General features: G+C 68.1%; 24 protein-coding genes. 15 read left to right on the top strand and 9 right to left on the bottom strand.

Annotated features, from left to right (window positions below; all coding sequences use genetic code 11):
• Positions 1-71: 71 nt before the first annotated feature.
• The 8 genes from pyrE (at position 72) to AC5P5R_RS13090 (ending at position 9,526) form a co-directional block, all read left to right on the top strand.
• Positions 72-731, top strand: coding sequence for an orotate phosphoribosyltransferase (gene pyrE, locus AC5P5R_RS13125; protein ID WP_005407772.1), 660 nt, complete (start codon positions 72-74; stop codon positions 729-731).
• 19 nt (positions 732-750) lie between these two features.
• A complete protein-coding gene (locus AC5P5R_RS13120) occupies positions 751-1,416 on the top strand; it encodes a hypothetical protein (RefSeq protein WP_049418611.1) in 666 nt (221 codons plus the stop codon).
• A gap of 174 nt (positions 1,417-1,590) precedes the next feature.
• A complete protein-coding gene (locus AC5P5R_RS13115) occupies positions 1,591-1,683 on the top strand; it encodes a potassium-transporting ATPase subunit F (RefSeq protein WP_005407770.1) in 93 nt (30 codons plus the stop codon).
• A 12-nt stretch (positions 1,684-1,695) separates the two neighbouring features.
• Entirely contained in the window at positions 1,696-3,405 is a 1,710-nt protein-coding gene (gene kdpA, locus AC5P5R_RS13110) for a potassium-transporting ATPase subunit KdpA (protein ID WP_012478921.1), read from the top strand.
• Between the two features lie 10 nt (positions 3,406-3,415).
• Entirely contained in the window at positions 3,416-5,473 is a 2,058-nt protein-coding gene (kdpB, locus tag AC5P5R_RS13105; protein WP_099523317.1) for a potassium-transporting ATPase subunit KdpB, read from the top strand.
• A complete protein-coding gene (gene kdpC / locus AC5P5R_RS13100) occupies positions 5,470-6,120 on the top strand; it encodes a potassium-transporting ATPase subunit KdpC (protein WP_049418609.1) in 651 nt (216 codons plus the stop codon). The genes kdpB and kdpC overlap by 4 nt, the downstream gene beginning before the upstream one ends.
• Before the next feature lie 51 nt (positions 6,121-6,171).
• A complete protein-coding gene (locus AC5P5R_RS13095) occupies positions 6,172-8,832 on the top strand; it encodes an ATP-binding protein (RefSeq protein ID WP_049418607.1) in 2,661 nt (886 codons plus the stop codon).
• Complete coding sequence (locus AC5P5R_RS13090; RefSeq protein ID WP_005412001.1) at positions 8,813-9,526, top strand: response regulator transcription factor; 714 nt, start codon at positions 8,813-8,815, stop codon at positions 9,524-9,526. Before AC5P5R_RS13095 ends, AC5P5R_RS13090 begins: the two co-directional genes overlap by 20 nt.
• Before the next feature lie 315 nt (positions 9,527-9,841).
• Here AC5P5R_RS13090 and AC5P5R_RS13085 read toward each other — a convergent pair whose 3' ends face one another.
• Genes AC5P5R_RS13085 through coaBC form a run of 3 tightly spaced genes read right to left on the bottom strand, consistent with a single transcriptional unit; the run spans position 9,842 to position 13,929 of the window.
• Entirely contained in the window at positions 9,842-12,184 is a 2,343-nt protein-coding gene (locus AC5P5R_RS13085) for a phosphomannomutase/phosphoglucomutase (RefSeq protein ID WP_049459890.1), read from the bottom strand.
• A 12-nt stretch (positions 12,185-12,196) separates the two neighbouring features.
• Positions 12,197-12,670, bottom strand: coding sequence for a dUTP diphosphatase (gene dut, locus AC5P5R_RS13080; RefSeq protein WP_005407763.1), 474 nt, complete (start codon positions 12,668-12,670; stop codon positions 12,197-12,199).
• The gene (gene coaBC, locus AC5P5R_RS13075; protein ID WP_043035173.1) at positions 12,667-13,929 is read right to left on the bottom strand and encodes a bifunctional phosphopantothenoylcysteine decarboxylase/phosphopantothenate--cysteine ligase CoaBC; all 1,263 of its coding nucleotides are present in this window, start codon (positions 13,927-13,929) and stop codon (positions 12,667-12,669) included. Before coaBC ends, dut begins: the two co-directional genes overlap by 4 nt.
• Positions 13,930-14,157: 228 nt before the next feature.
• On the opposite strand from coaBC, the gene AC5P5R_RS13070 reads away from it, so the two are divergent.
• Positions 14,158-14,784, top strand: coding sequence for a response regulator (locus tag AC5P5R_RS13070; protein ID WP_033834997.1), 627 nt, complete (start codon positions 14,158-14,160; stop codon positions 14,782-14,784).
• Between the two features lie 11 nt (positions 14,785-14,795).
• On the opposite strand, the gene AC5P5R_RS13065 is transcribed toward AC5P5R_RS13070, so the two are convergent.
• Positions 14,796-15,851, bottom strand: a complete 1,056-nt coding sequence (locus AC5P5R_RS13065; protein WP_100438285.1) for a hypothetical protein — start codon at positions 15,849-15,851, stop codon at positions 14,796-14,798.
• A gap of 151 nt (positions 15,852-16,002) precedes the next feature.
• Between AC5P5R_RS13065 and radC the strand changes: the two genes are divergently transcribed.
• From radC to AC5P5R_RS13050, 3 genes are all read left to right on the top strand, one after another.
• The gene (gene radC / locus AC5P5R_RS13060; RefSeq protein WP_005407759.1) at positions 16,003-16,707 is read left to right on the top strand and encodes a RadC family protein; all 705 of its coding nucleotides are present in this window, start codon (positions 16,003-16,005) and stop codon (positions 16,705-16,707) included.
• Between the two features lie 113 nt (positions 16,708-16,820).
• Entirely contained in the window at positions 16,821-18,509 is a 1,689-nt protein-coding gene (argS, locus tag AC5P5R_RS13055; RefSeq protein ID WP_012478915.1) for an arginine--tRNA ligase, read from the top strand.
• A gap of 21 nt (positions 18,510-18,530) precedes the next feature.
• Positions 18,531-19,430 carry an SPOR domain-containing protein gene (locus tag AC5P5R_RS13050; protein WP_100438284.1) on the top strand — a complete coding sequence of 300 codons (900 nt, stop codon included), beginning with the start codon at positions 18,531-18,533 and terminating at the stop codon, positions 19,428-19,430.
• Positions 19,431-19,519: 89 nt separating this feature from the next.
• Here the strand turns inward: AC5P5R_RS13050 and AC5P5R_RS13045 are convergent, their stop codons facing one another.
• Positions 19,520-20,272 carry an SDR family NAD(P)-dependent oxidoreductase gene (locus AC5P5R_RS13045; protein ID WP_005411994.1) on the bottom strand — a complete coding sequence of 251 codons (753 nt, stop codon included), beginning with the start codon at positions 20,270-20,272 and terminating at the stop codon, positions 19,520-19,522.
• Between the two features lie 99 nt (positions 20,273-20,371).
• Positions 20,372-20,860, bottom strand: a complete 489-nt coding sequence (locus AC5P5R_RS13040) for a hypothetical protein (protein ID WP_099527562.1) — start codon at positions 20,858-20,860, stop codon at positions 20,372-20,374.
• 83 nt (positions 20,861-20,943) lie between these two features.
• Between AC5P5R_RS13040 and AC5P5R_RS13035 the strand changes: the two genes are divergently transcribed.
• Positions 20,944-21,411, top strand: a complete 468-nt coding sequence (locus tag AC5P5R_RS13035) for a YehS family protein (protein ID WP_005411992.1) — start codon at positions 20,944-20,946, stop codon at positions 21,409-21,411.
• On the opposite strand, the gene AC5P5R_RS13030 is transcribed toward AC5P5R_RS13035, so the two are convergent.
• A complete protein-coding gene (locus AC5P5R_RS13030) occupies positions 21,380-22,267 on the bottom strand; it encodes a LysR family transcriptional regulator (RefSeq protein ID WP_005407753.1) in 888 nt (295 codons plus the stop codon). The genes AC5P5R_RS13035 and AC5P5R_RS13030 overlap by 32 nt on opposite strands.
• Before the next feature lie 143 nt (positions 22,268-22,410).
• Here AC5P5R_RS13030 and AC5P5R_RS13025 point away from each other — a divergent pair, with 143 nt between their 5' ends.
• Positions 22,411-23,559: an MFS transporter gene (locus AC5P5R_RS13025; RefSeq protein WP_329751726.1), complete on the top strand. Its 1,149-nt coding sequence runs from the start codon at positions 22,411-22,413 to the stop codon at positions 23,557-23,559.
• Here the strand turns inward: AC5P5R_RS13025 and AC5P5R_RS13020 are convergent.
• Positions 23,556-24,254: a TorF family putative porin gene (locus AC5P5R_RS13020; RefSeq protein ID WP_032965519.1), complete on the bottom strand. Its 699-nt coding sequence runs from the start codon at positions 24,252-24,254 to the stop codon at positions 23,556-23,558. The two genes, AC5P5R_RS13025 and AC5P5R_RS13020, sit on opposite strands and share 4 nt — an antisense overlap.
• A gap of 129 nt (positions 24,255-24,383) precedes the next feature.
• On the opposite strand from AC5P5R_RS13020, the gene AC5P5R_RS13015 reads away from it, so the two are divergent.
• A complete protein-coding gene (locus AC5P5R_RS13015) occupies positions 24,384-24,821 on the top strand; it encodes a DUF6165 family protein (protein WP_043035177.1) in 438 nt (145 codons plus the stop codon).
• Between the two features lie 7 nt (positions 24,822-24,828).
• Here AC5P5R_RS13015 and AC5P5R_RS13010 read toward each other — a convergent pair whose 3' ends face one another.
• The gene (locus AC5P5R_RS13010; RefSeq protein WP_005407749.1) at positions 24,829-25,500 is read right to left on the bottom strand and encodes a response regulator transcription factor; all 672 of its coding nucleotides are present in this window, start codon (positions 25,498-25,500) and stop codon (positions 24,829-24,831) included.
• Between the last annotated feature and the right edge of the window lie 94 nt (positions 25,501-25,594).

Below are 25,594 nucleotides of genomic sequence, written 5' to 3'. Positions count from 1 at the left end.
GGGGCCGGACGAGCGCGAAACGCCCAGCTGGATTAGGATTTGTGCTCCAAATGAAGATGAATCGAGTTTTGATGAGCGACCACCGCCACCGTTTCCTGCAGCTGGCCCTGACCGCCGACGCCCTTCGCTTCGGCCAGTTCACCCTCAAGTCCGGCCGGCTGAGCCCCTATTTCTTCAACGCCGGGCGCTTCGACTCCGGCTCGCTGCTGTCCCAGCTCGGCGCGTGCTATGCCGATGCTATCGATGCCAGCGGGATCAAGTACGACGTGGTGTTCGGCCCGGCCTACAAGGGCATCCCGCTGGCCACAGCGATGGCCTGCGAGCTGGCCCAGCGCGGCCGCGACCTGCCGCTGTCGTTCAACCGCAAGGAAGCCAAGGACCATGGCGAGGGTGGCCAGCTGATCGGCGCCGACATGCAGGGCAAGCGCGTGCTGATCGTCGACGACGTGATCACCGCCGGTACCGCGATCCGCGAAGCGCTGGGCATCATCCGCGCCGCCGGTGGCACCCCGGCCGGCATCGTGGTGGCACTGGACCGCCAGGAGATCGCTTCGGAGACCGACCGCCGCTCGGCCGCGCAGTCGGTGGCCGAAGAAGCCGGTATCCCGGTGATCGCCGTGGCATCGCTGGCCGATCTGCTTGATTTCGCCTCCGGCAACCCGGAACTTGTGGGTTACCGGCAGCCGCTGGAAGCCTATCGGGCCCAGTACGGCGTTCGTTCGATCCGCTGACCGACCCAGGGGAAAGGTCATGTCCCGAGTTCCTGCTGTCCTCTTCGCCGGCCTGCTGCTGGTCGTGCCGTTCACCGTACCGGCGCAGTCGCGCGACAGCGGCAAGGCGGAAAAGAAGCTGTACTGCTGGAACGAGGGCAAGGAGCGGATCTGCAGTGATTCGCTGCCGGCCGACGCGGTCAACCATGCCCGCGAGGAATTCAATGCGAGCACGGGCCTGCGCAATGCGCAGGTCCAGCGCGCGTTGACCGACGAGGAGCGTGCCGCTGCCAGCACGGCTGCGCAGCAGCAACAGCTGGACCTGATGGCCGAGCAGACCCGCCAGCGCACCGAGCAGGCCATGTTGTCCACCTACGGCAGCGAGGCCGACCTGCGCCGGGTGTTTGCCGAGCGCCAGGAAGTGCTGGACAACAACCTGAAGACCGCCGAGTACAACGTCACCAGCCTGCGTGAGTCGCTGGTGGCGCTGCTGTCGGCGGCGGGAGACCGCGAGCTGGCCGGCGCCAAGGTGGCCGACAAGCAGGCCGAGGCGATCCGCAAGCGGCATGCGCAGCTGCAGGCGCAGCAGCGCTTGCAGGCCGGGCTGGTGCAGCAGCAGCAGGCGTTGAAGGCCGAGATCGACAGCACCCTGCAGCGCTATCGCGAGCTGAAGGGGCTGGTGCCGGCGGACACTCCGGCGGGCTGACGGCGCTGCCTCCGCCGGGCATGGCCCGGCGCTACCCCGGGCCTGGTTACGGGTTGGCCCACGGAATTTATGCACTCTTTACGCGTCGGCCCGGTCCGGCGCGTAGTGCGTTTATGGGGGGTAGGACGACGATGGCGGCCTGAGGTGGAGGGGTTCCACCAGGACGCTATTGCAATGTCCCCCTGGCTGTCGTTGTTGTGTGGCGTGCTGGTGCTGGTTGCCGCCGCCTATCTCCTTTATGTCGTGCTGCGGCCCGAGTCGTTCTGAGCGGAGCCGGCCATGACTGAGATGCTTGTGATTATTGCCGCCAGCCTGCTGCTGGCGTGGCCGCTGGGCCTGTACCTGGCGCGCGTGATGCGCGGCACGCCGATGAAGGTCGACGTGCTGTTCCATTGGATCGAGAAGCCGCTGTACAAGGTGCTCGGCGTAGATCCATCGCGCGCCATGTCCTGGCGCGGCTATGTGCTGGCCTTCGTGCTGAGCAACGTGGTGGTCGCGGTGCTGACCCAGGCGGTGTTCATGACCCAGGCCTGGTTGCCGTTGAACCCGGACCAGATCCCGAACATGCGCTGGGACACCGCGCTGCACACGATGATCTCGTTCCTGACCAACACCAACCAGCAGCACTATTCGGGCCAGGCGCAGCTGTCCTACTTCTCGCAGATGACCGGCATCACCGGCCTGCAGGTGGTGACGCCGATGATGGGCCTGGCGCTGGCGGTGGCGACGCTGCGCGCGTTGTTCTCGCGTGCGCCGCAGGCTGCGGCGACCACCGGGGCCGGCGATGACCGCCAGGTGGCGGTGGGCAACTACTACGTGGACGTGGTGCGCCTGTGCGTGCGCTTCCTGCTGCCGCTGTGCCTGGTGTGGACGCTGGTGCTGACCAGTCAGGGCGTGCCGTCGACGATCGCCGGTGGGCCACAGGCTACGCCGATCGATGCCAGCGCTGGCATGGCCGAACAGAAACTTCCGCTGGGCCCGGTCGCGGCGATGGTCGCGGCCAAGCAGCTGGGCGCCAACGGCGGCGGCTGGTATGGCCCGAACAGCAGCTTCCCGCTGGAGAACCCGACCCCGCTGTCGAACGCGCTGGAGATCGTCGGCATCCTGCTGGTGCCGATGGCGGTGATCTTCATGATCGGCGCGTTCACCGGCCGGCGCCGCTTCGGCGCCCTGGTGTTCAGCTGCATGCTGGGCATGTCGCTGCTGTCCACCGGCGCGATGATGTGGAGCGAAGGGCATAGCGCCAGCGCCGCCACCCCGCTGCTGATGGAAGGCAAGGAAGTGCGCTTCGGCGCCGACGGCACTGCGCTGTGGGCGGCGGTGACCACCCAGGTCTCCAACGGCTCGGTCAACGGCATGCACGATTCGCTGGCGCCGCTCAGTGGCGGCATCGCGATGGTCAACATGCTGGTCAGCGCGATCTGGGGCGGTATCGGCTGCGGCCTGCAGCAGTTCATCGTGTACCTGCTGCTGGGCGTGTTCCTGGCCGGGTTGATGACCGGGCGTACGCCGGAACTGTTCGGCCGCAAGCTGGAGACGCCACAGGTACGCCTGCTGGCCCTGCTGGTGCTGCTGCAGCCGATCACCCTGCTGGTGTTCACCGCGATCACCCTGGCCGTACCCGGCCTGGCGGGCACCTCCAATCCCGGCTTCCATGGCATCAGCCAGGTGTTCTACGAGTATGTCTCGGCCTATGCCAACAACGGTTCGGGCTTCGAAGGGCTGGGTGACGCCACGCTGTGGTGGAACCTGAGCTGCTCGCTGGTGCTGCTGCTGGGCCGATTCCCGTTGCTGATCATCCCGCTGGTGGTGGCCGCACAGCTAGCCGCCAAGCGCCAGGCGCCGGAGTCTGCCGGCAGCCTGCAGATCGAAACCCCGACCTTCGCCCTGACCCTGGTCTCGGTGATCGTCATCCTGACCGTGCTGCAGTTCATGCCGGCGCTGGTACTCGGCCCGATCGCCGACCACCTGAGCCTGGGACTGCACTAAGGACACCCCGATGAGTACCCAAGCAAGTTCCACCCGCAGTTCCCTTGCACCGCGCCCTGCCCTGCTCGATGGCGCCGGCCTGCGCCGTGCGCTGGTCGACGCAGGGCGAAAGCTGTCACCGATGCACCTGGTGCGCAGCCCGGTGATGGCAGTGGTGATGGCCGGCACGATCGTCGCCGCCATCGTCACCCTGACCGGCAACGCGCCGCTGGGCTTCGGCCTGGCGGTGACCGCGATCCTGCTGGTGACCGTCTTGTTCGGCAATTTCGCCGAAGCAGTGGCCGAGGCGCGTGGCCGTGGCCAGGCCGCGTCGCTGCGCCGTGCCCGCCAGGATCTGGTGGCACGCCGGCTGGCTGCGCCGCAGCCGGGGGCAACCGAAGCCCAGGTACCGGCCGCCGAACTGCGCCCGGGCGACCATGTGATCGTCAGTGCCGGTGAGCTGGTACCGGCCGATGGCGAGATCGTGCAGGGCCTGGCCACCATCAACGAAGCGGCGGTGACCGGCGAATCGGCACCGGTGCTGCGCGAGGCCGGTACCGACCGCTCCGGCGTGATCGGCGGCACCAAGGTGCTGTCCGACCAGATCATCGTGCGGGTGACCGCCGAGCCGGGCCACAGCTTCCTGGACCGGATGATCGCCCTGGTGGAGGGTGCCAACCGCCAGAAGACGCCGAACGAGATCGCACTGACCCTGCTGCTGGCAGCGATGACGCTGACCTTCCTGGTGGTGGTGGCGACGCTGCCGGCGATCGGTGCCTCGGTGGGCGTCAAGGTCGACCCGCTGTTGCTGATCGCGCTGCTGGTGTGCCTGATCCCGACCACCATCGGCGGGCTGCTGCCGGCCATCGGCATCGCGGGCATGAACCGTGCGCTGGCCGCCAATGTGCTGGCCAAGTCGGGCAAGGCGGTGGAAGTGGCCGGCGACGTCGACGTGCTGCTGCTGGACAAGACCGGCACCATCACCTACGGCGACCGCCAGGCCAGCCATTTCCACCCGCTGGCCGGCATCGACGCCAGCCAGCTGCGCGAAGCAGCACTGCTCTCTTCGCTGGCCGACCCGACCCCGGAAGGCAAGTCGATCGTCCGTCTGGCGCGCGAACAGGGCTGCGCCACCGCCGAACCGGACCATGCCGAGTACCTGGCCTTCAGTGCACAGACCCGCATGTCCGGCGTCGATCTGGAACATGGGCGGCAGATCCGCAAGGGCGCCGCCGATGCGATCCGTGCCCATGTGCAGGCGCTGGGCGGCAGTGTGCCGGCTGAACTGGCCGGCCGCGTCGAGCAGGTCGCACGCAATGGTGCCACCCCGCTGGTGGTGGCCGAAGGCCGCCATGTGCTGGGCGTGATCGAGCTGTCGGACGTGGTCAAGCACGGCATGCGCGAGAAGTTCGCGCAGCTGCGGGCGATGGGTATCCGCACGGTGATGATCACCGGTGACAACCCGCTGACCGCCGCTGCCATCGCTGCCGAAGCAGGCGTCGATGACTACATCGCCGAGGCTCGCCCGGAGGACAAGCTGGCACGCATCCGCCAGGAGCAGGCCGGTGGCCGCCTGGTGGCGATGGTCGGTGACGGTACCAACGACGCCCCCGCACTGGCCCAGGCCGACATCGGCCTGGCGATGAACTCCGGTACGCAGGCGGCGAAAGAGGCCGGCAACATGGTCGACCTCGATTCGGACCCGGCCAAGCTGCTGGCGGTGGTGGAGGTGGGCAAGCAGCAGTTGATCACCCGCGGCGCGCTGACCACCTTCTCGCTGGCCAACGACGTGTCCAAGTACTTCGCGATCCTGCCAGCGCTGTTCGCCGCAGCCGTTCCGACCATGGCCGCACTGAACGTGATGCAGCTGTCGAGCCCGCGCAACGCGGTGCTGGCGGCACTGATCTTCAACGCCCTGGTGATTCCCGCCCTGATCCCGCTCGCCCTGCGTGGCGTGCGCTTCCGCCCGGCCACCGCGACGGCGCTGCTGCGCCGGAACATGCTGGTGTACGGCCTCGGCGGCGTGCTGCTGCCGTTCGCAGCGATCAAGGCGATCGACCTCCTTCTTGTCCTGGTATTCGGCGCATGAACCGTTCCGCTTCCACCTCCACTTCCCTGTCCCGCGAACCGAAGGCCGAGGCCCGCGTGGCCAGCCTGCAGGATGGCGCCAGCTGGCGCCCGGCGATCGGCCTGGGCCTGGCCACCCTGCTGCTGGCCGGTGCGGTCTACGCGGGTATCGCCACCGGTTTCGCCGGCCTGGCCTACCCGACCCAGGCCGAGGGCAGCCTGCTGCGCGATGGCAATGGCCAGGTGCGCGGTTCGGCGTGGCTGTCGCAGCCGTTCACCGGTGATGGCTACTTCCAGGCACGGCCATCGGCGGCCAACTACGACCCGATGGCGGCAGCCGGTTCCAACATGGCGCGCAGCAACCCGGCGCTGGCCGAGCGCGTTGCCGCCAGCACCGCGGCGGTGGCCGCACGCGAAGGTGTTGCCCCGGCGCAGGTGCCTGCGGACCTGGTCACGCAGTCTGCCGGCGGCCTGGATCCGCAGCTGTCGCCGGCTGCGGCACAGCTGCAGGTAGCTCGCGTGGCGCGTGCCCGTGGCCTGCCAGTGGAACGCGTGCAGGCACTGGTGCAGGCGCATACCGAAGGACGCCAGTGGGGCCTGTTCGGCCAGCCGCGGGTGAACGTGGTGACGCTGAACTTCGCGCTGGACCGCGCGGCCAAGGCGCCGTGATGCCGGCCTGCACCGGCTGCGCGCACAATGGCGGCCATGACAGCGGCACCCATGACTGATGCGCGTACCCGCCAGGCCGATGCCCTGGTCGAAGGCCTGCAACGCGAAGCCGGCGGCAAGCTGACCGTGTTCCTCGGTGCGGCGCCGGGCGTGGGCAAGACCTACACCATGCTGACCCGCGCGCAGGAACAGCTGCGCCGCGGCGTTGACCTGGTGGTCGGGCTGGTGGAAACCCACGGCCGCGCCGATACCCAGGCGCTGCTGGAGGGCCTGCCGCAGCTGCCGCTGAAGGCAGTGGCCTACCACGGCCACACCCTGCAGGAGATGGACCTGGATGCCGTGCTCGCACGGCATCCGGCCTTGGTGCTGGTGGACGAACTGGCCCATCGCAATGCACCCGGCAGCCGCCACGAGCGGCGCTGGCAGGATGTGATGGAGCTGCTGGACGCCGGCATCGACGTCTGGACCACGGTCAACATCCAGCATCTGGAAAGCCTCAATGACGTGGTGATGCGCATCACCGGTGTGCGGGTCAGCGAGACCGTGCCGGATGGGGTGCTCGACCGCCTGCATGACATCGTGCTGGTCGACCTGCCGCCGCGCGAGCTGATCGCGCGCCTGCAGCAGGGCAAGGTCTATGTGCCCGAACAGGCCGCGCAGGCGCTGCAGGCGTTCTTCTCGCCGGCCAACCTCACCGCACTGCGCGAGCTGGCCATGCAGGAGGCCGCCGACCGCGTCGACAGCAGCCTGCGTGAAGCGCGCGCCGCGCGCGGCGAGAGCAACCTGCCACTGCGTCGTGGCGTGCTGGTGGCCATTGATGGCGGCGGTCAGAGCGAATACTTGGTGCGGGTGGCGCGGCGCATCGCCGAACGCCGCGATGCGCCGTGGACGGTGGTGACCGTGCAGGGCCGACGCCAGGACGAGGCGACCCGGCGCGAGATCGATGCTGCGTTCGCCCTGGCACGCCGCCTCGGCGGCGACGCCGAACTGCTGCACGGATCAAGCATCGCCGATGCCCTGCTCGACCATGCCGCGCACAACGGCGTGTCGACCCTGGTGCTCGGCCGGACCCGCGAACGTCCACTGGCGCGGATGTTCAACCGCACCCTGACCCAGCAGCTGATCCAGCGCGGCGCGCATTACGAGATCACCATCATCAGCACCCCACAGGCACGTGCGCGCTCGCGCCGCGAGGGCCTGCTGCCGCCGATGCGCGGCATCAGCTACGAACCGGTGCAGGCGCTGATCGCCACCGCGCTGGCCTGTGCGGTGGCATGGCTGGCCGAACGCTGGGTCGGCATGGCCGACCTGTCGATGGTGTTCATCGTGGCGGTGGTGCTGGTGGCCGCACGCACGCGCGCCAGCGTGGCGGTGATGGCGGCGATCCTGTGCTTCCTCGCCTACAACTTCCTGTTCATCGCGCCGCGCTTCACCTTCGCCATCGGCGCGCGCCAGGGCGTGATCACCGTGTTCCTGTTCCTGGCCGCCGCACTGGTGGCCGGACGCCTGGCCTCGCGCCTGCGCATGCAGGTGATCGCGCTGCGTGCGGCGAATCGACATGCGCGTGCGCGCCAGCAGCTGGGACGGCAGCTGGCCAGCGCGGCCGGCAACGGCGAGGTGGCCCAGGCGGGTCGGCATGCACTGGAACAGGCCATGGACGTTCCAGCGTGGCTACGGATCGGCGCCGATACCGCAACCGGTGGCCGCAGCCAGCCGGGCGATACCGACTTGGCCGCCGCCGATTGGGCACTGCGCCACGGCCAGCCCAGCGGTCGCTTCACCGACACCCTGGCCGGTGCGCAATGGTGGTTCCTGCCGCTGCTGGATGGCGAAGACCGCGCCATCGGCGTGGCTGGCCTTTACCTGCCCGGCGCACAGGCGCGCCTGCTGCCCGAGCAGCGGCAGCTGGCGGAGGCGATGGTCGACGACATCGCCCAGGCCGCGCTGCGCACGCGGCTGGTGGCCGAACTGGAGCAGGCCCACGTCAGCAACGAGACCGAGCGGCTGCGCTCGGCCCTGCTCTCTTCGGTGTCACACGACCTGCGCTCGCCGCTGGCGGCGATGATCGGTTCGGCCGACAGCCTGGCCAGCTACGGTGCGGCGATGGATACGGCTGATCGCCGTGCCCTGCTGGACACCATCCTGGTCGAAGGCGAGCGGCTGGACCGCTACATCCAGAACCTGCTGGACATGACCCGGCTCGGCCACGAAGGGTTGAAGATCAACCGCGACTGGATCGGCGTGGACGAGCTGATCGGCTCGGCGGCGCGGCGCCTGCAGCGCTACCAGCCCAAGGTGCGGCTGGAGCTGGATATTCCGGCCACGCTCGCGCCAATCTGGGTACACCCGGCGCTGGTTGAACAGGCGGTGTTCAACGTGATGGAAAACGCGGCCAAGTTCTCGCCACCCGATGCCGCCGTGCAGGTGCAGGCGCGCGAACTGGACGGACAGCTGCGCATCGATGTGATCGATGCCGGCCCCGGCATTCCCGATGACGAGCGCGCGCGCATCTTCGACATGTTCTACAGCGTCGAGCGCGGCGACCGTGGCCGCCACGGCACCGGCCTGGGCCTGACCATCTGCCAGGGCATGGTCGGTGCGCATGGCGGCAGCGTGCAGGCGCTGCCCGGACGCGACGGTCGCGGTACCCTGATCCGCATCACCCTGCCCCTGCTCAAGCCAGCCTCCCACGATGAGCCCGACTCCGATTGACGCCAGCGCGCCGGCCCCGCGCGTGCTGGTGATCGATGATGAAACCCAGATCCGCCGGTTCCTGGACATCAGCCTGCGCGCGCAGGGCTACCAGGTGCGGCAGGCGGCCACCGGCCAGGAAGGCCTGCAGCTGGCGGCCAGCGAGGACATGGACCTGGTGATCCTGGACATCGGCCTGCCGGACATGGAAGGCCATGAGGTGCTGGAGCAGCTGCGGCAGTGGAGCCAGGTGCCGGTGATCATGCTGACCGTGCGTGCGGGTGAAGCCGAAAAGGTGCGCGCACTGGATACCGGCGCCAATGACTACGTGACCAAGCCGTTCGGCACCCAGGAGCTGATGGCGCGGGTGCGGGCGCTGCTGCGCACACGCAGCGTGCCCAGCGACGGCACGCCACCGGTGTTCGACGATGGCCATCTGCATGTGGATCTCGTACGCCGCGAAGTGGCGCTGGATGGCGAGCCGGTGGCGCTGACCCGCAAGGAGTACGCGCTGCTGTCGCTGCTGCTGCGCAATGCCGGGCGGGTGGTGACCCAGCCGCAGATCCTCCAGGAAATCTGGGGCCCGACCCACCAGCACGACACCCATTACCTGCGCATCCTGGTCGGCAAGCTACGGCACAAGCTGGGCGATTCAGCGCTGGATTCGCGCTACCTGTTCACCGAGCCGGGCGTGGGCTTGCGTTTCAAGGGGTAATAGATCCACGCCATGCGTGGATGGACATCATCGAAGCCGGAAGAGCATCCACGCATGGCGTGGATCTACCGTGTCGACCAAGGTCGACACCCACCAGCAGCGGTCCATGCCGTTCCGACAGATCGCGGAAATCTGTCGAAGGCGGGGTGGGTCCGGTTGCGGGGCGTGAGCCGCATGGATGCGGCGACCGAGCTTACATGGACGTACTTGCAGCGTCCCCCGTAACCGGACCCACCCCGCATCCCTCGGATAGCCGGCCTTTGACGTTGACGTTGACGTTGATTCGGCGGGTGCCGGGCGCAGCCCGGCCTCACCTCAGAACCCCAGCGGGGTGTCGCCCAGCACCGGCTGCAGCTGGCTGCGGAACAACGCCTGGATGCGTTCCAGTGCCGCCTCGTCGTTGCCCTCGAAGCGCAGCACCAGCACCGGCGTAGTATTGGAAGCACGCACCAGGCCCCAGCCATCGGGGAAGTCCACGCGCAGGCCGTCGATGGTCGACAGGCGGCCGCCCACATACGGGTTGTCCGGCGACTGTGCCGCCGCCACCAGCATCGCCACCAGCGCATGAGGCGTGCCTTCGGCCACCGGCACCTTCAGTTCCGGCGTGGCCACCATCTCCGGCAGCTCGGCCAGCACCTCGTCCGGGGCTTCCTCGCGCTGCGCCAGGATCTCCAGCAGTCGCGCGGCGGCATACAGGCCATCGTCGAAACCGAACCAGCGCTCCTTGAAGAAGAAGTGGCCGCTCATCTCGCCGGCCAGCTCGGCATCGGTCTCGCGCATCTTCGCCTTCATCAGCGAGTGCCCGGTCTTCCACATCAACGGGCTGCCACCATTGCGCAGCACGTGATCGGACAGCTTGCCGGTGCACTTCACGTCGTAGATCACCATCGCGCCGGGGTTGCGCATCAGCACATCGGCGGCAAACAGCATCAGCAGGCGGTCGGCATAGATGATCCTGCCTTCGCCGGTGACCACGCCCAACCGGTCTCCGTCGCCATCGAAGGCGACGCCGAGGTCGGCGCCGAAGCGCTTGACCGTCTGCACCAGGTCTTCCAGGTTGGCCGGCTCGCTCGGGTCGGGATGATGGTTGGGGAAGGTACCGTCGACATCGCAGTACAGCGGGATGACTTCGGCGCCGATGGCTTCCAGCAGCTGTGGTGCAAGCGCACCGGCGACGCCGTTGCCGGCATCGGCCACGACCTTCAACGGGCGGTCCAGCTGCACGTCGTCGGCGATGCGCTGGATGTAGTCGGCACTGACATCGCGCTGCTGGTAATCGCCCGGCTCGGCCGCCTGCGCCAGGCGCCCCTCGACGATGCGCTGGTAGAGATCGGTGATGGCATCGCCTGACAGCGTCTCGCCGCCGATGACCACCTTGAAGCCGTTGTACTCGGGCGGGTTATGACTGCCGGTGACCGCCACGCAGGTGCCGGTACGCAGGTGGAAGGCAGCGTAATAGACGACCGGCGTCGGTGCCAGGCCGATGTCGATCACCGCGCAACCGGTGCGACGCAGGCCCTCGGCCAATCCCGCAGCCAGTTCCGGGCCGGACAGGCGGCCATCACGGCCGATCACCACCTCGCGCAGGCCCTGTTCCAGCGCCACGGTACCGATGGCCTGGCCGATCAGCGCGGCGGTCTTCGGCGTCAGTTCGCTGCCGACCACGCCACGGATGTCGTAGGCGCGGAAGATGCCGGCGGCCAGTTCCCCGGCAGGGACCGGTGGCGGCGGCGGCGCAGTGTCCGCGGCGCTGGCGGCGGCCACCGGTGGCGGCGCCATCTGCAGGCTCTCGCTCAGGGTCGGGCCATGATCCGCTTCCGCCACGGCCGCACGGCGCGGCAACGGCAGCGACTTCGGCAGCCGGCCGCGACCCACCACCAGCAGCACGGCGATGAACGCCAGCAGCAGCGCGACGATGGCACTGGCCAGCGAACCCAGGCCCAGAGGACCGGCTTCGACATTCGGTACGGCGGCCACCAGCCGCAACGGCGTGCCCGGAACCGGGCGCGCCAGCGCTTCGGCGCTCTCGGCCAGGCCGGCGTCGCCCTGGGCAACGAGGTCATGCGTGCCTTGGCGCAGGCCGAGGAAACCGGTGGACGGGGCGCTCACCTGGTCCAGCGGCGAGGTCAGCCGCAGCAATGGCTGGCGCACGTAGAGCACTGCCGGGCCAAGGCTGCCCAGCTGCACCGGAGCCGCCAGACCCAGGCGATTGCCACCTGCATCGCGCACCACGCGCAGGCCAGGCTTGCCCTCGGCCAGCGCTTGTTCCAGCAGGGCCAGGCGTGCGTAGCCGAAGGTGGCCGGGTCGGCATAGGCCGTGGCCAGATCGGCGGTCAGCACGTCAGCCTGCTCCACGCCGGTCCAGCTCTCGCGCACGGCCAGCGCCGCTGCCGCGGCGTCACCGGCCTGCAGTGCCTGCTGCACGCGTTCGTTCTTCAACTGCTGCTGCAGCTGCTTCAGCTGGCCGGCTGCGGCCTCCTGCAAGCCCTGCACGGCCTGGTCACGCGCTTCTTCCAGCGCCTGGCCGTTGGCCTCCTGCCGCCATTGCTGCACCGCGCTCCATCCGAACCAGCCGGCCAGCAGGACCAGCAGCACCCCCAGTAGTGGCGCACTGCGTCCCAACGACCGTTCCCGCTGCCCTTCCCCGATGCCGCTCATCAATGTCCCCCGTCAACGCACCCCGGTATGGCCGAATCCACCCGTTCCCCGCACGCTGTCGGTGAAAGTATCCACCACCTGCAGGCTGACGCGGGCAATCGGCACGACCACCAGCTGCGCGATGCGATCGCCCGGCTCGATGGTGAAGGCCTCGCGGCCACGGTTCCAGACGCTGATCAGCAACGGACCCTGGTAATCGGCGTCGATCAGGCCGGTGCCGTTGCCGAGCACGATGCCGTGGCGATGGCCCAGCCCGGAACGCGGCAGGATCACCGCGCACAGGTGCGGATCAGCGATATGGATGGCCAGGCCGCTGGGCACCAGCGCGGTGTCGCCCGGCTGCAGGGTCAGCGCGGTATCCAGCGCCGCGCGCAGGTCCATGCCGGCGCTGGCTTCGGTGGCGTAGGCCGGCAGCGGCCAGCTGTCGCCGAAACGCGGATCAAGCAGCTTGACCTGCAGCGGTTGGGAAGTGGAAGCCTGGGTCATGCCTGGAGTCTCCGCGCGATCAGCGCCAGCAGTTGTTCGGCCAGCTCGCGCTTGGAGGTGGCCGGAAATACCTGTTCACCGTCCTGCCAGAAGGCCGTGGCGGCGTTGTTGTCACTCTCGAATCCACCACCGCTGATGCCGACCTGGTTGGCGATCACCAGGTCCAGGCGCTTGTCGACCAGCTTGCCACGCGCATATTTCTCCACGTCGTGGGTCTCGGCGGCGAAGCCGACCACCAGCTTCAGCGACTGCGTCTGTGCAGCGACTTCGGCGAGGATGTCCGGCGTGCGCACCAGCTCGATCACCAGCGACTGGCTGTCGGCAGTCTTCTTCAGCTTCTGCGGCGCGACCTGGCGTGGCGTGTAGTCGGACACCGCGGCGGCACCGATATAGATGTCGGCCGGCAACGACTTCAGCACGGCATCGCGCATCTGCGCGGCCGAGCGCACGTCCACGCGCTGCACGCCGGCTGGCGTCGGCAGCTGTACCGGACCGCTGACCAGCACCACCTGGGCACCCATCGTCGCGGCGGCCGCGGCCAGGGCAAAGCCCATCTTGCCGCTGCTGCGGTTGCCGACGTAGCGCACCGGATCGATGTCTTCATAGGTCGGGCCGGCGCTGATCAGCAGTCGAAGGCCCTGCAGCACGCGGGTTTCCGGTGCGACAACCGCCGCTGCAGCACTGCCATTGGCAGCCAGCGCGGCAACGATGTCGCCCGGTTCGGCCAGACGGCCGGGACCGGATTCGCCTTCGGCCAGCGGACCGTCGACCGGGCCGATCACCTGCGCGCCGCGCTGGCGCAGCAGGGCGATGTTGGCCTGGGTGGCCGGATGCAGCCACATGCGGTGGTTCATCGCCGGGCAGATCGTCAGCGGCGCGGTACTGGCCAGGCACAGGGTGCTGACCAGATCATCGGCGTGGCCCTGGGCCAGCCGGGCCAGCAGATCGGCGGTACCCGGGGCGACCACGATGCGGTCGGCCCAGCGGGCCAGCTCGATGTGGCCCATGGCCTGTTCGGCGGCGCTGTCCCACAGCGTGGTGCGGGTGGGCTGCCCGGACAGGGCCTGGAAACTGAGCGGAGTGACGAACTGCTGTGCTCCGGCGGTCATCGCCACCTGCACCTGGGCACCGGCGTCGCGCAGGCGCCGCACCAGTTCCAGGGCCTTGTAGGCCGCGATCCCGCCTCCGACGCACAACAGCAGTTTCTGACCTTCCAGCGCGCGGGCCGGCGCGGGGGAAGCGTTGGGGGAGTCAGCCACCTGGAATTCCTGTGCAAACGAGGGCGCTAGCTTACCCGATGGTCGGTAATGTCCCGGTGCAGGGCGCACATAGCGGGCGGCTATCAGCAGATGGAGTCCGTCTCCGTTGACCCGGGATTCACCCGGTACCAGTTTCGGACCTTTCCTATACCTCTACGGGTCTGCGCTTTTGCAGAATCAGGCATTGGCTGCCGCCCGCCGTGGCCTGTTCGACCTTCGAGGAGCCGCGTGCATCCGCGCATCATCATCGCCGACGACCATCCCGTGGTCCTGCATGGCATCCGTATCGTGCTGCAGACCTACCTGATGGACATCGTCGGCAGTGCGCGCGACGGCGCCCAGCTGCTGGAGCTGGTGGATCACCACGACTGCGATGCGGTGCTGACCGACCTGTCGATGCCGGGTGCCGGTCCGGACGGTCCGGAGCTGATCGACGCGCTGCGCATGCGCCGCCCTGGCCTGCCGGTGGTGGTGCTGACCGGCGCCCGCCATCCCGGCCTGCTGGACAGCCTGCTGCGGGAGGGTATCAGTGGCCTGGTCGACAAGTGCGCCGATTTCGCCGAACTGCCCCACGCGCTGAACGCCGCGCTGGCCGGGCAGGTATTCGTCTCCCAGCAGCTGCGCCACCACCTGCAGGCGCGCGACCTGCTGTTTCCGCGTCAGCCGGCGCCGTTGTCGGCACGCGAACAGGAAGTGCTGGAACTGCTGGCAGCCGGCCTCAGCGTGAACGAGGTCGCCGAGCGCTGTGGGCGCAGCCCGAAGACCATCAGCCGGCAGAAGGCCGAAGCCAAGCGCAAGCTGGGCCTGCAGAACAACCAGGAACTGTTCGACTACCTGCAGACCCGGCGCGGTTAGGGCATTGGGACTCAGCCAGCGGGAGCGGCGCAACCAGGGGCAGAAAGGACAATGGCTGCCAAGGGCACATCCGATGATACCCGCCAGGGAACCTGCTCCTCGCCTCCCTTGCGGTGCCCAAGGCCAACCAACACGCGTCCGTCCGGGCTGACCAGAGAGCCCTCCCAACGGGTATCTTCAGGGAGCTCCACAGGAAGTGCCCGCAGCCAGTCTTGCAGACGACACACGCCATTGCTGCGCGTCCAAATCAGTGCCTGATTCGAAAACGGCTCGCTTCCCAGCAGGATTCCGCCCTGCAGATCCATCCACACGATCGACATTGGCTCGTAGCGATCGATCCCTGCGGCCTGGAGCGACTGCTCCGAGGCGATCTGACCAATCTGGAGCGTGTCATCCGGCATGGGTGCAAGCGAGGCAGGGTCGATTTCATCGTTTCGCCACCGGATCCGCATGGGCATCGCGGGATCGCCTGGTTCAGGCCCGTCGACAAAGAAAGTGCCATGGACGACAGCCGGATCCGGGTCGAAATGGGTAGGACGTGTACCGTCGGCTCCTTCAGGCGCCGGAAGAATGCGATAGCCCCCTGCCTCGCTCCACAGGTAGGGCTGCTCGCTATCCGGTGAGTGGTAAAGGTACTCCGCTCCCCCGACGACGGTCCCATCAGCGTTCATCGCCAGGCCTTGGTGGGATTCACTGACCGGGGTAACCGCAACCCGTTCGCCCCCAGGCAACCAGCGGAGAACCTGCATCGCGGTCGAGATTCGGGTCTCCACCAGGATGATCTGACCATCCCTGCTGATTGCCCGAGCCGAACTGTCCTCTGCCTCGTTCCGCGGTGACAGCCAACGGACGCCATCCTGACGGGACCATCGGAATGCCTGCGAGAAGCAGCATCCTCGACGCCCAGTCCCCGCCAGTACAGCGCCATCGAAGCTTGCCGCCACGACGGCAACTCCGCTGTTGGCCAACGAGGGCAGTTCCTCGTAGGTCGCCGCAGCGTCCCCAGCCCCCGCCGGACCAGGCAGCATCGAGGTAGAAAGAATCAGGATCAGGGAAAGTCGCTTCATCGGGTCTCCCAAGCACACCGTTGAAGTCTAGAGAAGGCGATCAGTGGATCCATTGAAGTTTGTTGCAAATCTGCCTGGTAGGCATCGACTGACCCATCTCATCCCGGTTTCCTGATTTCGGTGGTGGGGCCAAACGTCCAGGATTGGGGCCATGCCCATCCACGACTGGCCCGAACAGGAACGCCCCCGCGAGAAGCTGATCGCGCGCGGGCCCACGGCACTTTCCGACGCCGAACTGCTGGCCCTGTTTCTCGGCTCCGGGTTCGGTGGCCGCGATGCCGTGCAGACCGCGCGCGACCTGCTGCAGGCGCACGGCCCGTTGCGGGTACTGCTCGACCGCCCCGCCGCCGAGCTCGCCCGCCTGCCCGGGCTCGGCCCGGCACGCAGTTGCACGCTTGCTGCCGGGCTGGAACTGGCCCATCGCTACCTGGCGGCCGAGCTGGAGCACGGCGAGGCGGTTGGCAACAATCCGGCGGCGGTCGGCCGCTACCTGCAGCACCGGCTGCGTGGCCAGGCCCGCGAGGTCTTCATGGCCCTGTTCCTGGACAACCGCCACCGCCTGATCGCCTGTGAAGAGCTGTTCCACGGCACCATCAACGCCGCACCGGTCTACCCCCGCGAAGTGGTGCGGCGCGCCCTGCTGCACAACGCGGCGGCGGTGATCCTCAGCCACAACCACCCTTCCGGCGATCCGGAACCCTCCAGCGCCGATACCCGCATCACCGACGAACTGCAGCAGGCGCTGGCGATGGTGGACGTGCGCCTGCTGGACCACTTCGTGGTCGGCGAGGGCCGTCCCGTTTCATTTGCTGAACGGGGTCTGCTATCCCCGCCCCAGCCGCGGCTGTTCGGCTGAGCGCGGCCCTTCAGGCGCCATCGGCCGCCCCCACAGGCATGTTCTGGTCAGCGTGGGCGCGGGTATCTGCGCTAAAATGGGCGATTCCGCCGCTCATTCTCACAGCAGGCCTCGTGAAAAATCTCCTCCGCGCCCTGATCAGCCAAGGCATCGAAGCCTTGCGCGCCAATGGCACCCTGCCCGCCGACTCCCTGCCGCCGGACTTCGTGGTCGAGCGCCCGAAGACCCGCGACCACGGCGACTTCGCCACCAACGCCGCGATGCTGCTGGCCAAGGCCGCGCGCAGCAATCCGCGCGCACTGGCGCAGGCGCTGGTCGAGGCGCTGCCGCGCAGCGAGGACGTGAGCAAGGTCGAGATCGCCGGCCCCGGCTTCATCAACTTCCACCTGGCCCCGGCCGCGTACCAGCGCGAAGCCGCGTCGGTCATCAAGGAAGCCCACGACTACGGCCGCAACCTGTCCGGCAATGGCCGCACGGTGGGCGTGGAATACGTGTCGGCCAACCCGACCGGCCCGCTGCATGTCGGCCATGGCCGCGCGGCGGCGATCGGCGACTGCGTGGCGCGCGTGCTCGATGCCAACGGCTGGAACGCCAAGCGTGAGTTCTACTACAACGACGCCGGCGTGCAGATCGAGAACCTGGCGCTGTCCACCCAGGCACGGATCAAGGGCATCGCGCCGGACCAGGACGGCTGGCCGGAAGGTGGCTACCGCGGCGAGTACATCGCCGACGTCGCACGCGCCTACATGGCCGGCGCCAGCGTCGACCTGGAAGGCAGCACCGTGGTCGGCGCCAAGGACCCGGACGACATGCAGGCGATCCGCCGCTTCGCCGTGGCCTACCTGCGCAACGAGCAGAACCTGGACCTGGCCGCGTTCGGCGTCGACTTCGACATCTATTTCCTGGAAAGCTCGCTGTACGCCGACGGCAAGGTAGCCGAAGCGGTGGCCAAGCTGCAGGCGTCGGGTCATACCTATGAAGAAGGTGGCGCGCTCTGGCTGCGCAGCACCGACTTCGGTGACGACAAGGACCGCGTGATGCGCAAGTCCGACGGCACCTTCACCTACTTCGTGCCCGACGTGGCCTACCACCTGTCCAAGTGGCAGCGCGGCTACGAGCGCGCGATCACCGAGCTGGGCGCCGACCACCACGGCTCGCTGGCCCGCGTGCGCGCCGGCCTGCAGGCGATGGAAGTGGGCATCCCGCAGGGCTGGCCGGAATACGTGCTGCACCAGATGGTCACCGTCATGCGCGGCGGCGAGGAAGTGAAGCTGTCCAAGCGCGCTGGCAGCTACTTCACCCTGCGCGACCTGATCGAGGAAGCCGGCCGCGATGCCACCCGCTGGTTCCTGATCGCGCGCAAGCCAGATTCGCAGCTGACCTTCGACATCGACCTGGCCCGCCAGCAGAGCAACGACAACCCGGTGTTCTACGTGCAGTACGCGCATGCCCGCGTCTGCAGCCTTCTGCGCCAGGCGCAGGAGAAGGGCCTGGTGTACGAGCAGGGCAACGGCCTGGCCAACCTCGGCCGCCTGGCCGACGACGCCTCGCTGCTGCTGATGAACGAGATCTCGCGCTATCCGGAAGTGGTGGAAGCGGCCGGCGTGGCGCTGGAACCGCATCTGGTGGCGCAGTACCTGCGTGAATTGGCGCACGCGTTCCACACGTGGTATCACGGGACGCCGGTGCTGGTGGAAGATGCCGCCGATCGCAACGCCAAACTGACCCTGGCCTGTGCGGCGCGCCAGGTACTGGCCAATGGCCTCGAACTCCTGGGCGTCAGCGCCCCGGAAAAAATGTAAGCATCAGGAGACGCAGTACACATGGCAGCACGACGCGGCAAAAGCCAGGCACGACGCAACAGCGGCAGCCAGGGCACCCCCGGATGGGTGTGGCTGGTGGCCGGTGTAGCGATCGCGGCCGTGGTGTTCCTGGCGGCGCCGAACCTGTTCAAGGGCGAGGGCGATGGCTTCCTGCGCGCCGGTCCGCAGCCGAACCCGAACGCGCAGCCGGCGCCGGTCGCCGATGCCGACAGCGATGTCGGTACCCAGCCGGCCGCGCAGCCGGCTGCGCCGAAGCCGGCCGAACCGGAAAAGCCGGCCGCCACCCAGTACGACTTCTACACCCTGCTGCCGGGCAAGGAAGTCGAGATGTCCGACGCCGAACTGGCCGCCAGCGCGCGTGCCGAAGACCAGCGCCGGGCCAAGGCCGAAGCGCAGCGCGCGCAGGCGGCACTGGAAGGCAAGCCGGTTCCGCCGGCGACCACGACCGCACCGGCACCGGCGGCCACCGCCAGCGTGTCCAGCACCGCGCAGGTGACCGCCACCAGCCGTCCGCTGCCGGCACCGCTGAGTGAACGTCCGGCTGCGGCAACGCCGCCGGCCAGCACGGCCTCGACCAGCACCGCCGCCGCCACGCCGGCAGCGCGCGTGGAAACCGCAACGGCAACGGCGGGTACCCCGGCCACTGCCGCACCGGCGGCCGCCGACAACGCCCGCTATATCCTGCAGGCAGGCGCCTTCGGCGCCTCCGGCGATGCCGAAGCAACCAAGGCCAAGCTGGCGATGATGGGACTTGCGGCGCGCGTGGAGTCAGCACAGATCAACGGCAAGACCGTGTACCGCGTGCGCATGGGGCCGTATGGCAGCGCCGGTGAACTGTCCGAAGCCAAGCAGAAGCTGGATGGCACCGGCCTGCAGGCAATGGCGATCAAGGCCCAGTAAGCCTGCCGCTGTGAATGAAAAAGCCGGGCATTGCCCGGCTTTTTCTTGTTTCTGCAGAGTCGAGCCATGCTCGACTCTGCAAACGGCCATCAGCCTTCGCGGGCGACCTGGAAACCGGCGAACGACTGGCTGACCGGCATCAGTTCCAGGCGATTGATGTTCAGGTGCGGCGGCAGGCTGGCCACCCAGAAGATCTGTTCGGCGATGTCTTCGGCGGTCATCGGGTTGGCGCCGTTGTAGAGCTTGTCCGACGCCGCCTGGTCGCCGTGGGTACGCACCACGGTGAACTCGGTTTCAGCCATGCCTGGCTCGATCGTGGTCACGCGCACGCCGGTACCGTGCAGGTCCGAACGCAGGCCCAGCGAGAACTGGCTGACGAAAGCCTTGGTGCCACCGTAGGCGTTGCCACCTGGGTACGGGTAGACGCCGGCCACCGACGAAATATTGATGATCGCGCCCTTGCGCTCCACCAGCTGCGGCAGCAGGCGGTGGGTCAGGGTCACCAGCGCGGTGATGTTGGTGTCGATCATCGTGGTCCAGTCCGACAACTTGGCGCTCTGTGCCGGCGCGGTGCCCTGCGCCAGGCCGGCGTTGTTGACCAGCAGATCGATCTCGCCAAAGGCGGGCGGCAGTGCCAGCAGCGCCGCTTCCATCGCAACCGGATCGCGGATGTCGAAGGCGGCGGCATGCACCACGTCCTTGCCGTAGCGATCGACCAGCGGCTGCAGGCGTTCGCCGCGGCGGCCCGTGGCGATCACTTTCCAGCCGGCCTGGGCGAAGCGGTGGACGGCGGCGGCGCCGAAGCCGGACGTGGCGCCGGTAATCAGGACAGTGCGGGTCATCAGGCAACTCCAGGGGGAAAAACCGGACGCCCATTCTGGCACCGTCGGCCCGCCCTTGCGTTGTCTATGCCGGCTGACCACGCCCGAGGCGTGCGCGGCTCAGCGCACGCGGAATACCCGGGCCTTGGGCAGGTCTTCGTCGACCTGCAGGAACCAGCGCCCGGCAATTCCTGGAACAACGGCAATCTGCGGCGACTGCAGCACCTTGCGCAGCTTCATCTGCCCCTTCATCACCTGCCATTGCTGGCCGTTATCAAGGGTGAACAGCGTGCCGGGCTGCCAGCCTGCGACCTCTCCGACCACGCGTGCATTGACCGGTCCTTCTTCCAGGCCCAGATGCATTGCTGCCGGTGCCGGCACATTGGCAGGCAGCGGCGCAGCGGCGGGGGCCACCGCTGCCGTCGGCCCGGTGGCCGCGCGCTCTGCCTCGCGCAGTACCCGGTTCAGCGCCTGCAACTGCGCTGGGCTGAGCCCGACCTCGGCCAGTTGGGATGCACTCAGGCGCCGCTCGACGGGTACGAAGCGGTCCTGGGAGAAGGCAGCGAAGCTGCTGGCGAGCAGCAGTGCGGAAAACAGATACCGGCGCATGCAAGGGTCTCAGCGAACGAGTGCCCACGATGCTGCAGTTCGATGACACTCCGGTGACACGCCAGGGGCCGGTACAATGGGCCATGATCAACAACGATGTCCTGCGCAGCGTGCGCTATTCCCTGGACCTGGGCGACCACCACGTGGTGACCCTGTGCCAGATGGCCGACCCGGCCTTCGCCGTGGATCCCGAACAGGTGAAGGCCTGGCTGCGCCGCGAGGACGAAGCCGGCTTCGAAGCGATGAGCGACAGCGCGCTGGCGCACTTCCTCGATGGCCTGATCGTGCACCTGCGCGGTCGCGACGAGAGCCAGCCGCAGCGCGCGGTGGAAACCCGCATCGACAACAACCTAGTGCTGAAGAAGCTGCGCGTGGCGTTCCAGCTGCGCGACGTCGATCTGATGGAAATCTTCGCCAGCGCCGGTTTCAACGTCTCCAAGTCGGAAGTCGGTGCGCTGTTCCGCCAGCCTGGGCACACCAATTACCGGCGTTGCCTGGACCAGATGCTGCGCAACTTCCTCAAGGGCCTGAGCCTGCGCCTGCGCGGCTGAGCACGGCCTCGACGAACGCCCGCGCCGCCGGTGTCGGCAGCCGCTGCCAGACCAGGTGCACGCGGCGGGTCGGGGTCGGCTGCAGCGGAATCCGCACCACGCCCTGGAAGCCTTCGGCGATCAGCGCCGGCACGATGCCAACCGCCAGACCATGGCGGACGAAGCGCTCCACCAGTTCCATCAGGTTGACCTCGAAACGCACCGTGTGCGGCAGGCCAGCGGCGACGAAAGCATCGTCGGTCTGCCGCCGCGCACCGGTGCCGCGCGGGAAGTCGACCAGCGCCTCGTCCTGCAGTTCGGTCAATGGCAGCCGCTTGCGCCTAGCCAGCCGATGCGAGGGGGCCAGCACCGCCACCAGGTCTTCTTCCTGCAGCATCTGGTGGCAGACCCCGTCCAGGCCGGCCGAGGGCGCCAACCCCACCAGTGCAACATCCAGGTCACGCGACTGCACCTGCGCGATCAGGTCCTCGCTCTTGTCCACCCGCAACTGGAATTCCACCTGCGGGTGCGCCTGCTGGAACGCGGCCAGCATCGCCACCACATCGATATCGGTCAGCGAGGAGATCTGCCCGATCGCCAGCAGCCCGCGCACCTCGCCACTGACCGCGGCCACGTCGGCGCGCAGGTGGCGCAGGCTGACCAGCACCTGGCGTGCATGCACCAGCAGCGCCTCACCCGCTGCCGTCGCCCTCACCTGCCGCGGCAGGCGCTCGAACAGCGGCGTGCCCAGTTCCTGCTCCAGGTAGGCAATCTGGTGGCTCAACGCGGACTGCACCACATGGCAGCGTTCGGCGGCACGGGTGAAATTGCCCTCTTCGGCCAGGGCAACGGCAAATTCGAGCTGCTTGAGATTCATCCAACTATCTCGTTTCCAGATGGCATGGATGATGATGATTCATTTCCATCATGGCCGCAGCAGGTGGACACTGTGCCCCCCGCTTCCTGGATCACCGCGTGAGCCCGTCCCTCCCCCCTCTGCACCGCTGGCAGGTGCTGCTGATGTCCGTGGCTACCGGCGTGGCCGTGGCCAGCAACTACTATGCGCAGCCACTGCTGCACACCATTGCCGATGCCTTCGGTGTGCCGTTCGGCCAGGTCGGCATGGTGGTCACTGCGGCACAGCTGAGCTATGCCGCCGGACTGATCCTGCTGGTGCCGCTGGGAGACCTGTTCGAACGCCGCCGCCTGATCGTGGTGATGAGCCTGCTGTCGGCCGGCGGACTGGTGATCAGCGCCTGCGCACCGTCACTGACCTGGCTGCTGGTGGGCACCGCCATCACCGGCCTGTTCTCCGTGGTCGCCCAGGTGCTGGTGCCGTTCGCGGCCACGCTGGCCGCGCCGGAACATCGCGGTCGCGTGGTCGGCACGCTGATGAGTGGCCTGCTGCTGGGCATTCTGCTGGCGCGCACCGTGGCCGGCCTGCTTTCCAGCGTGGGCGACTGGCGCCTGGTGTATGCGATCGCCGCTGCCACCCTGGTGCTGACCGCACTGGCATTGCAGCGCGGCCTGCCGCGATTCCACCACAGCGCCGGCTTGGGCTATTTCGCATTGCTGCGCTCGATCGGCGTGCTGTTCGTGCAGGAACCGGTGCTGCGCCAGCGTACGCTGCTGGGCGCCTGCAGCTTCGCCATGTTCGCGATCTTCTGGACCCCGCTCGCGTTCCTGCTGGCACAGCCGCCGTATGCCTACAGCGACGCCACCATCGGGCTGTTCGGGCTGGTCGGTGCGGCCGGTACGCTGGCGGCCGGCCTGGCTGGCCGCATGTCCGACCGTGGCCAGACCGGGCGTGCCACCGCCATTGCACTGCTGCTGTTGCTGCTGTCGTGGCTGCCGCTGGGGCTGTCCGCACACTCGCTGCTGGCATTGCTGGTGGGCGTGGTGGTACTGGACCTGGCCGCACAGCTGTTGCACGTCAGCAACCAGAACCTGATCTACGCACTGCAACCGGCGGCACGCAACCGCCTCAATGCCGGCTACATGACCGGCTATTTCATCGGTGGTTCGCTGGGTTCGCTGCTGTCTGCGCAGGTCTACCAGCGCTTCGGCTGGACCGGCGTCTGCGTGGCCGGCGCTGCCGTGGCTGCGCTGGCCCTGCTGCTGTGGCTGCTCGGCGCGCGGCGCGCGCGCCAGGCGTCGCTGCCCGACTAGAAGCTGCCCTGCAGCGCCAGCTCCCATCGCCCACCGGCGTTGCCGGGGAACAGGCGCTTGGCTGCGTTGTCCGTGTCATGCACGGTGGCGCGCAGTTCCCATGCCGGGGTCAGCGAGGCGATGGCACTGAGCTGCCCATGCAGGTAGTCCGGGCCCTGGGCGGTGGCCAGCCAGTACTGGCCCACCGCTGCTTCCAGGCGGAGGCGTTCGTGCAACGGCACACGCACACCCAGCTGGGCATAGGTACCGCGATGGCCACCGGCCAACGCATCGTTGGAATGGGCGACCTGCAGCCAGGCGCGCTGCTTCCAGGTCACCGTGGTGTTGAGCTCGGTCCAGTCCAGCGCGCGGCCGGTGCCCGGGTACACGTAACGGGTCAGGTTGGCATCCAGGCTCCAGTCCGGTGCCAGTGCGCCGGACCAGCCCGCCACCAGGTCGAACTCGCTGCGCGCGCCATTGTCCGGCTTGAACGAAACGTTGGACCCCCACACGCTGGCGTACCAGCCCGCTGGGATCGAGACCTTCGCGCCGGCCTGCGCCGCCGGGTCGCCGTCGCTCTGCGAACTGCCGCGCCATACGTAGTCACTGGTCAACGCCGCACTGCCACTGACCTGCACCTGTGCCTGCGCGCTGCCGATCCCGAGCAGCCCTGCCAGGGCGGCCACCAGCGCCGCCATCATCCCCTTGCTGTTCACTGCACTGTGTTCCTCGTCGAAGGCGGTCACGCCGCCGGGAACGCAGTGTCGAGGCGAGGGCCGTAACGGATCGAGGGTGCTGCCGGGCCCGTGGCGCAAATTCGGCGTAAATCCCGTGGACTGCGGCCAATGCCAGCAGCGCGGTATCATGGCGCCCTGTTTCCAGGAACCAACCGCGTGGACGCCATCCTGACTCCGGTATCGATCGGCGAGCTGATCGACAAGATCACCATTCTCGAGATCAAGGCCGAGCGCATCGACGATGCCGCCAAGCTGGCCAACGTCCGCACCGAGCTGGACGGCCTGCTGCCGTTGCTGCAGCAGCTGCTGCACGCACAACCGGCACTGGCCGCGCTGAAGCAGCAGCTGAAGGTGATCAACGAGCGCATGTGGGACATCCAGGACCAGCTGCGCGACAAGGAAGCGGCCCAGGTGTTCGACGATGCCTTCATCCAGCTGGCACGCGGTGTCTATGGCACCAATGGCGAGCGCGTGCAGGTGAAGAACGAGATCAACCGCGTGGCCGGTTCGGCCCTGGTCGAAGAAAAGCAGTACCAGGGCGAGTAACCCCGCCTCAATCAGCGTCGATCAGATGGCGGAAGCGGAACAGCTCGCCATCGTTGCGGATGCCCAGCTTGCGGTATGCCGCTCGTTTCTGCGTGCTGATGGTGCTGGCCGCACGCCCGCTGCGGCGTGCCATCTCGCCGGTGCTGCAGCCACGCAGCACCCACTGCAGGACAGCGCGCTCGCGCGTACTCAACCGTGGTGAACGCATGGACTGCTGGCGCTGCCGGCGGGACTGGTTCAATTGTGCACGCAGCTCCGGCGGCACGAAGCGCCCGCCGCGGGCAACCACGCTCACCGCGCGCAGCAGCATCTGCGGCGCGCAGGCCTTGGACAGGAATCCGCGCGCACCGGCCTGCAGGGCCAAGGACACAACACCCGCGTTGCAGTGTGCGGACAGCACCAGGATCGGCACTGCCGGCCAATGTCGTGATACGTGCCGCAGCAGTTCCAGGCCTTCCCCGCTGTCACCGATCGGCAAGGCGTCAACCAGCAGCAGATCGATCGCAGCTGCCTGCTGCTGCAGGCGCTGCAGCAGATCACCGCTGCGGCCGTAGCTTCCATCGACCTGCAGGCCCGTCTGCCGGGCCAGCAGTTCCTGCACGCCATGCCGCAACAGTGGATGCGGATCCAGCAGCAACAAGCGGCAGGGAGAATCGCGGGGCGAGGGAAACGGGGGCATCGTTGCATTCCTGCAGGACAGGCCACTCACCCTAGGGCGCAGCCGACGCCTGCGGAATCCAATTCGTTGCAATGCCGCCCGTCCACCTCAACAC

Source organism: Stenotrophomonas sp. YJH_SMC_19, assembly GCF_059367915.1.
The sequence above is the reverse complement of the archived record's forward strand: the minus strand, read 5'-3'. Positions and strand labels throughout refer to the sequence as shown.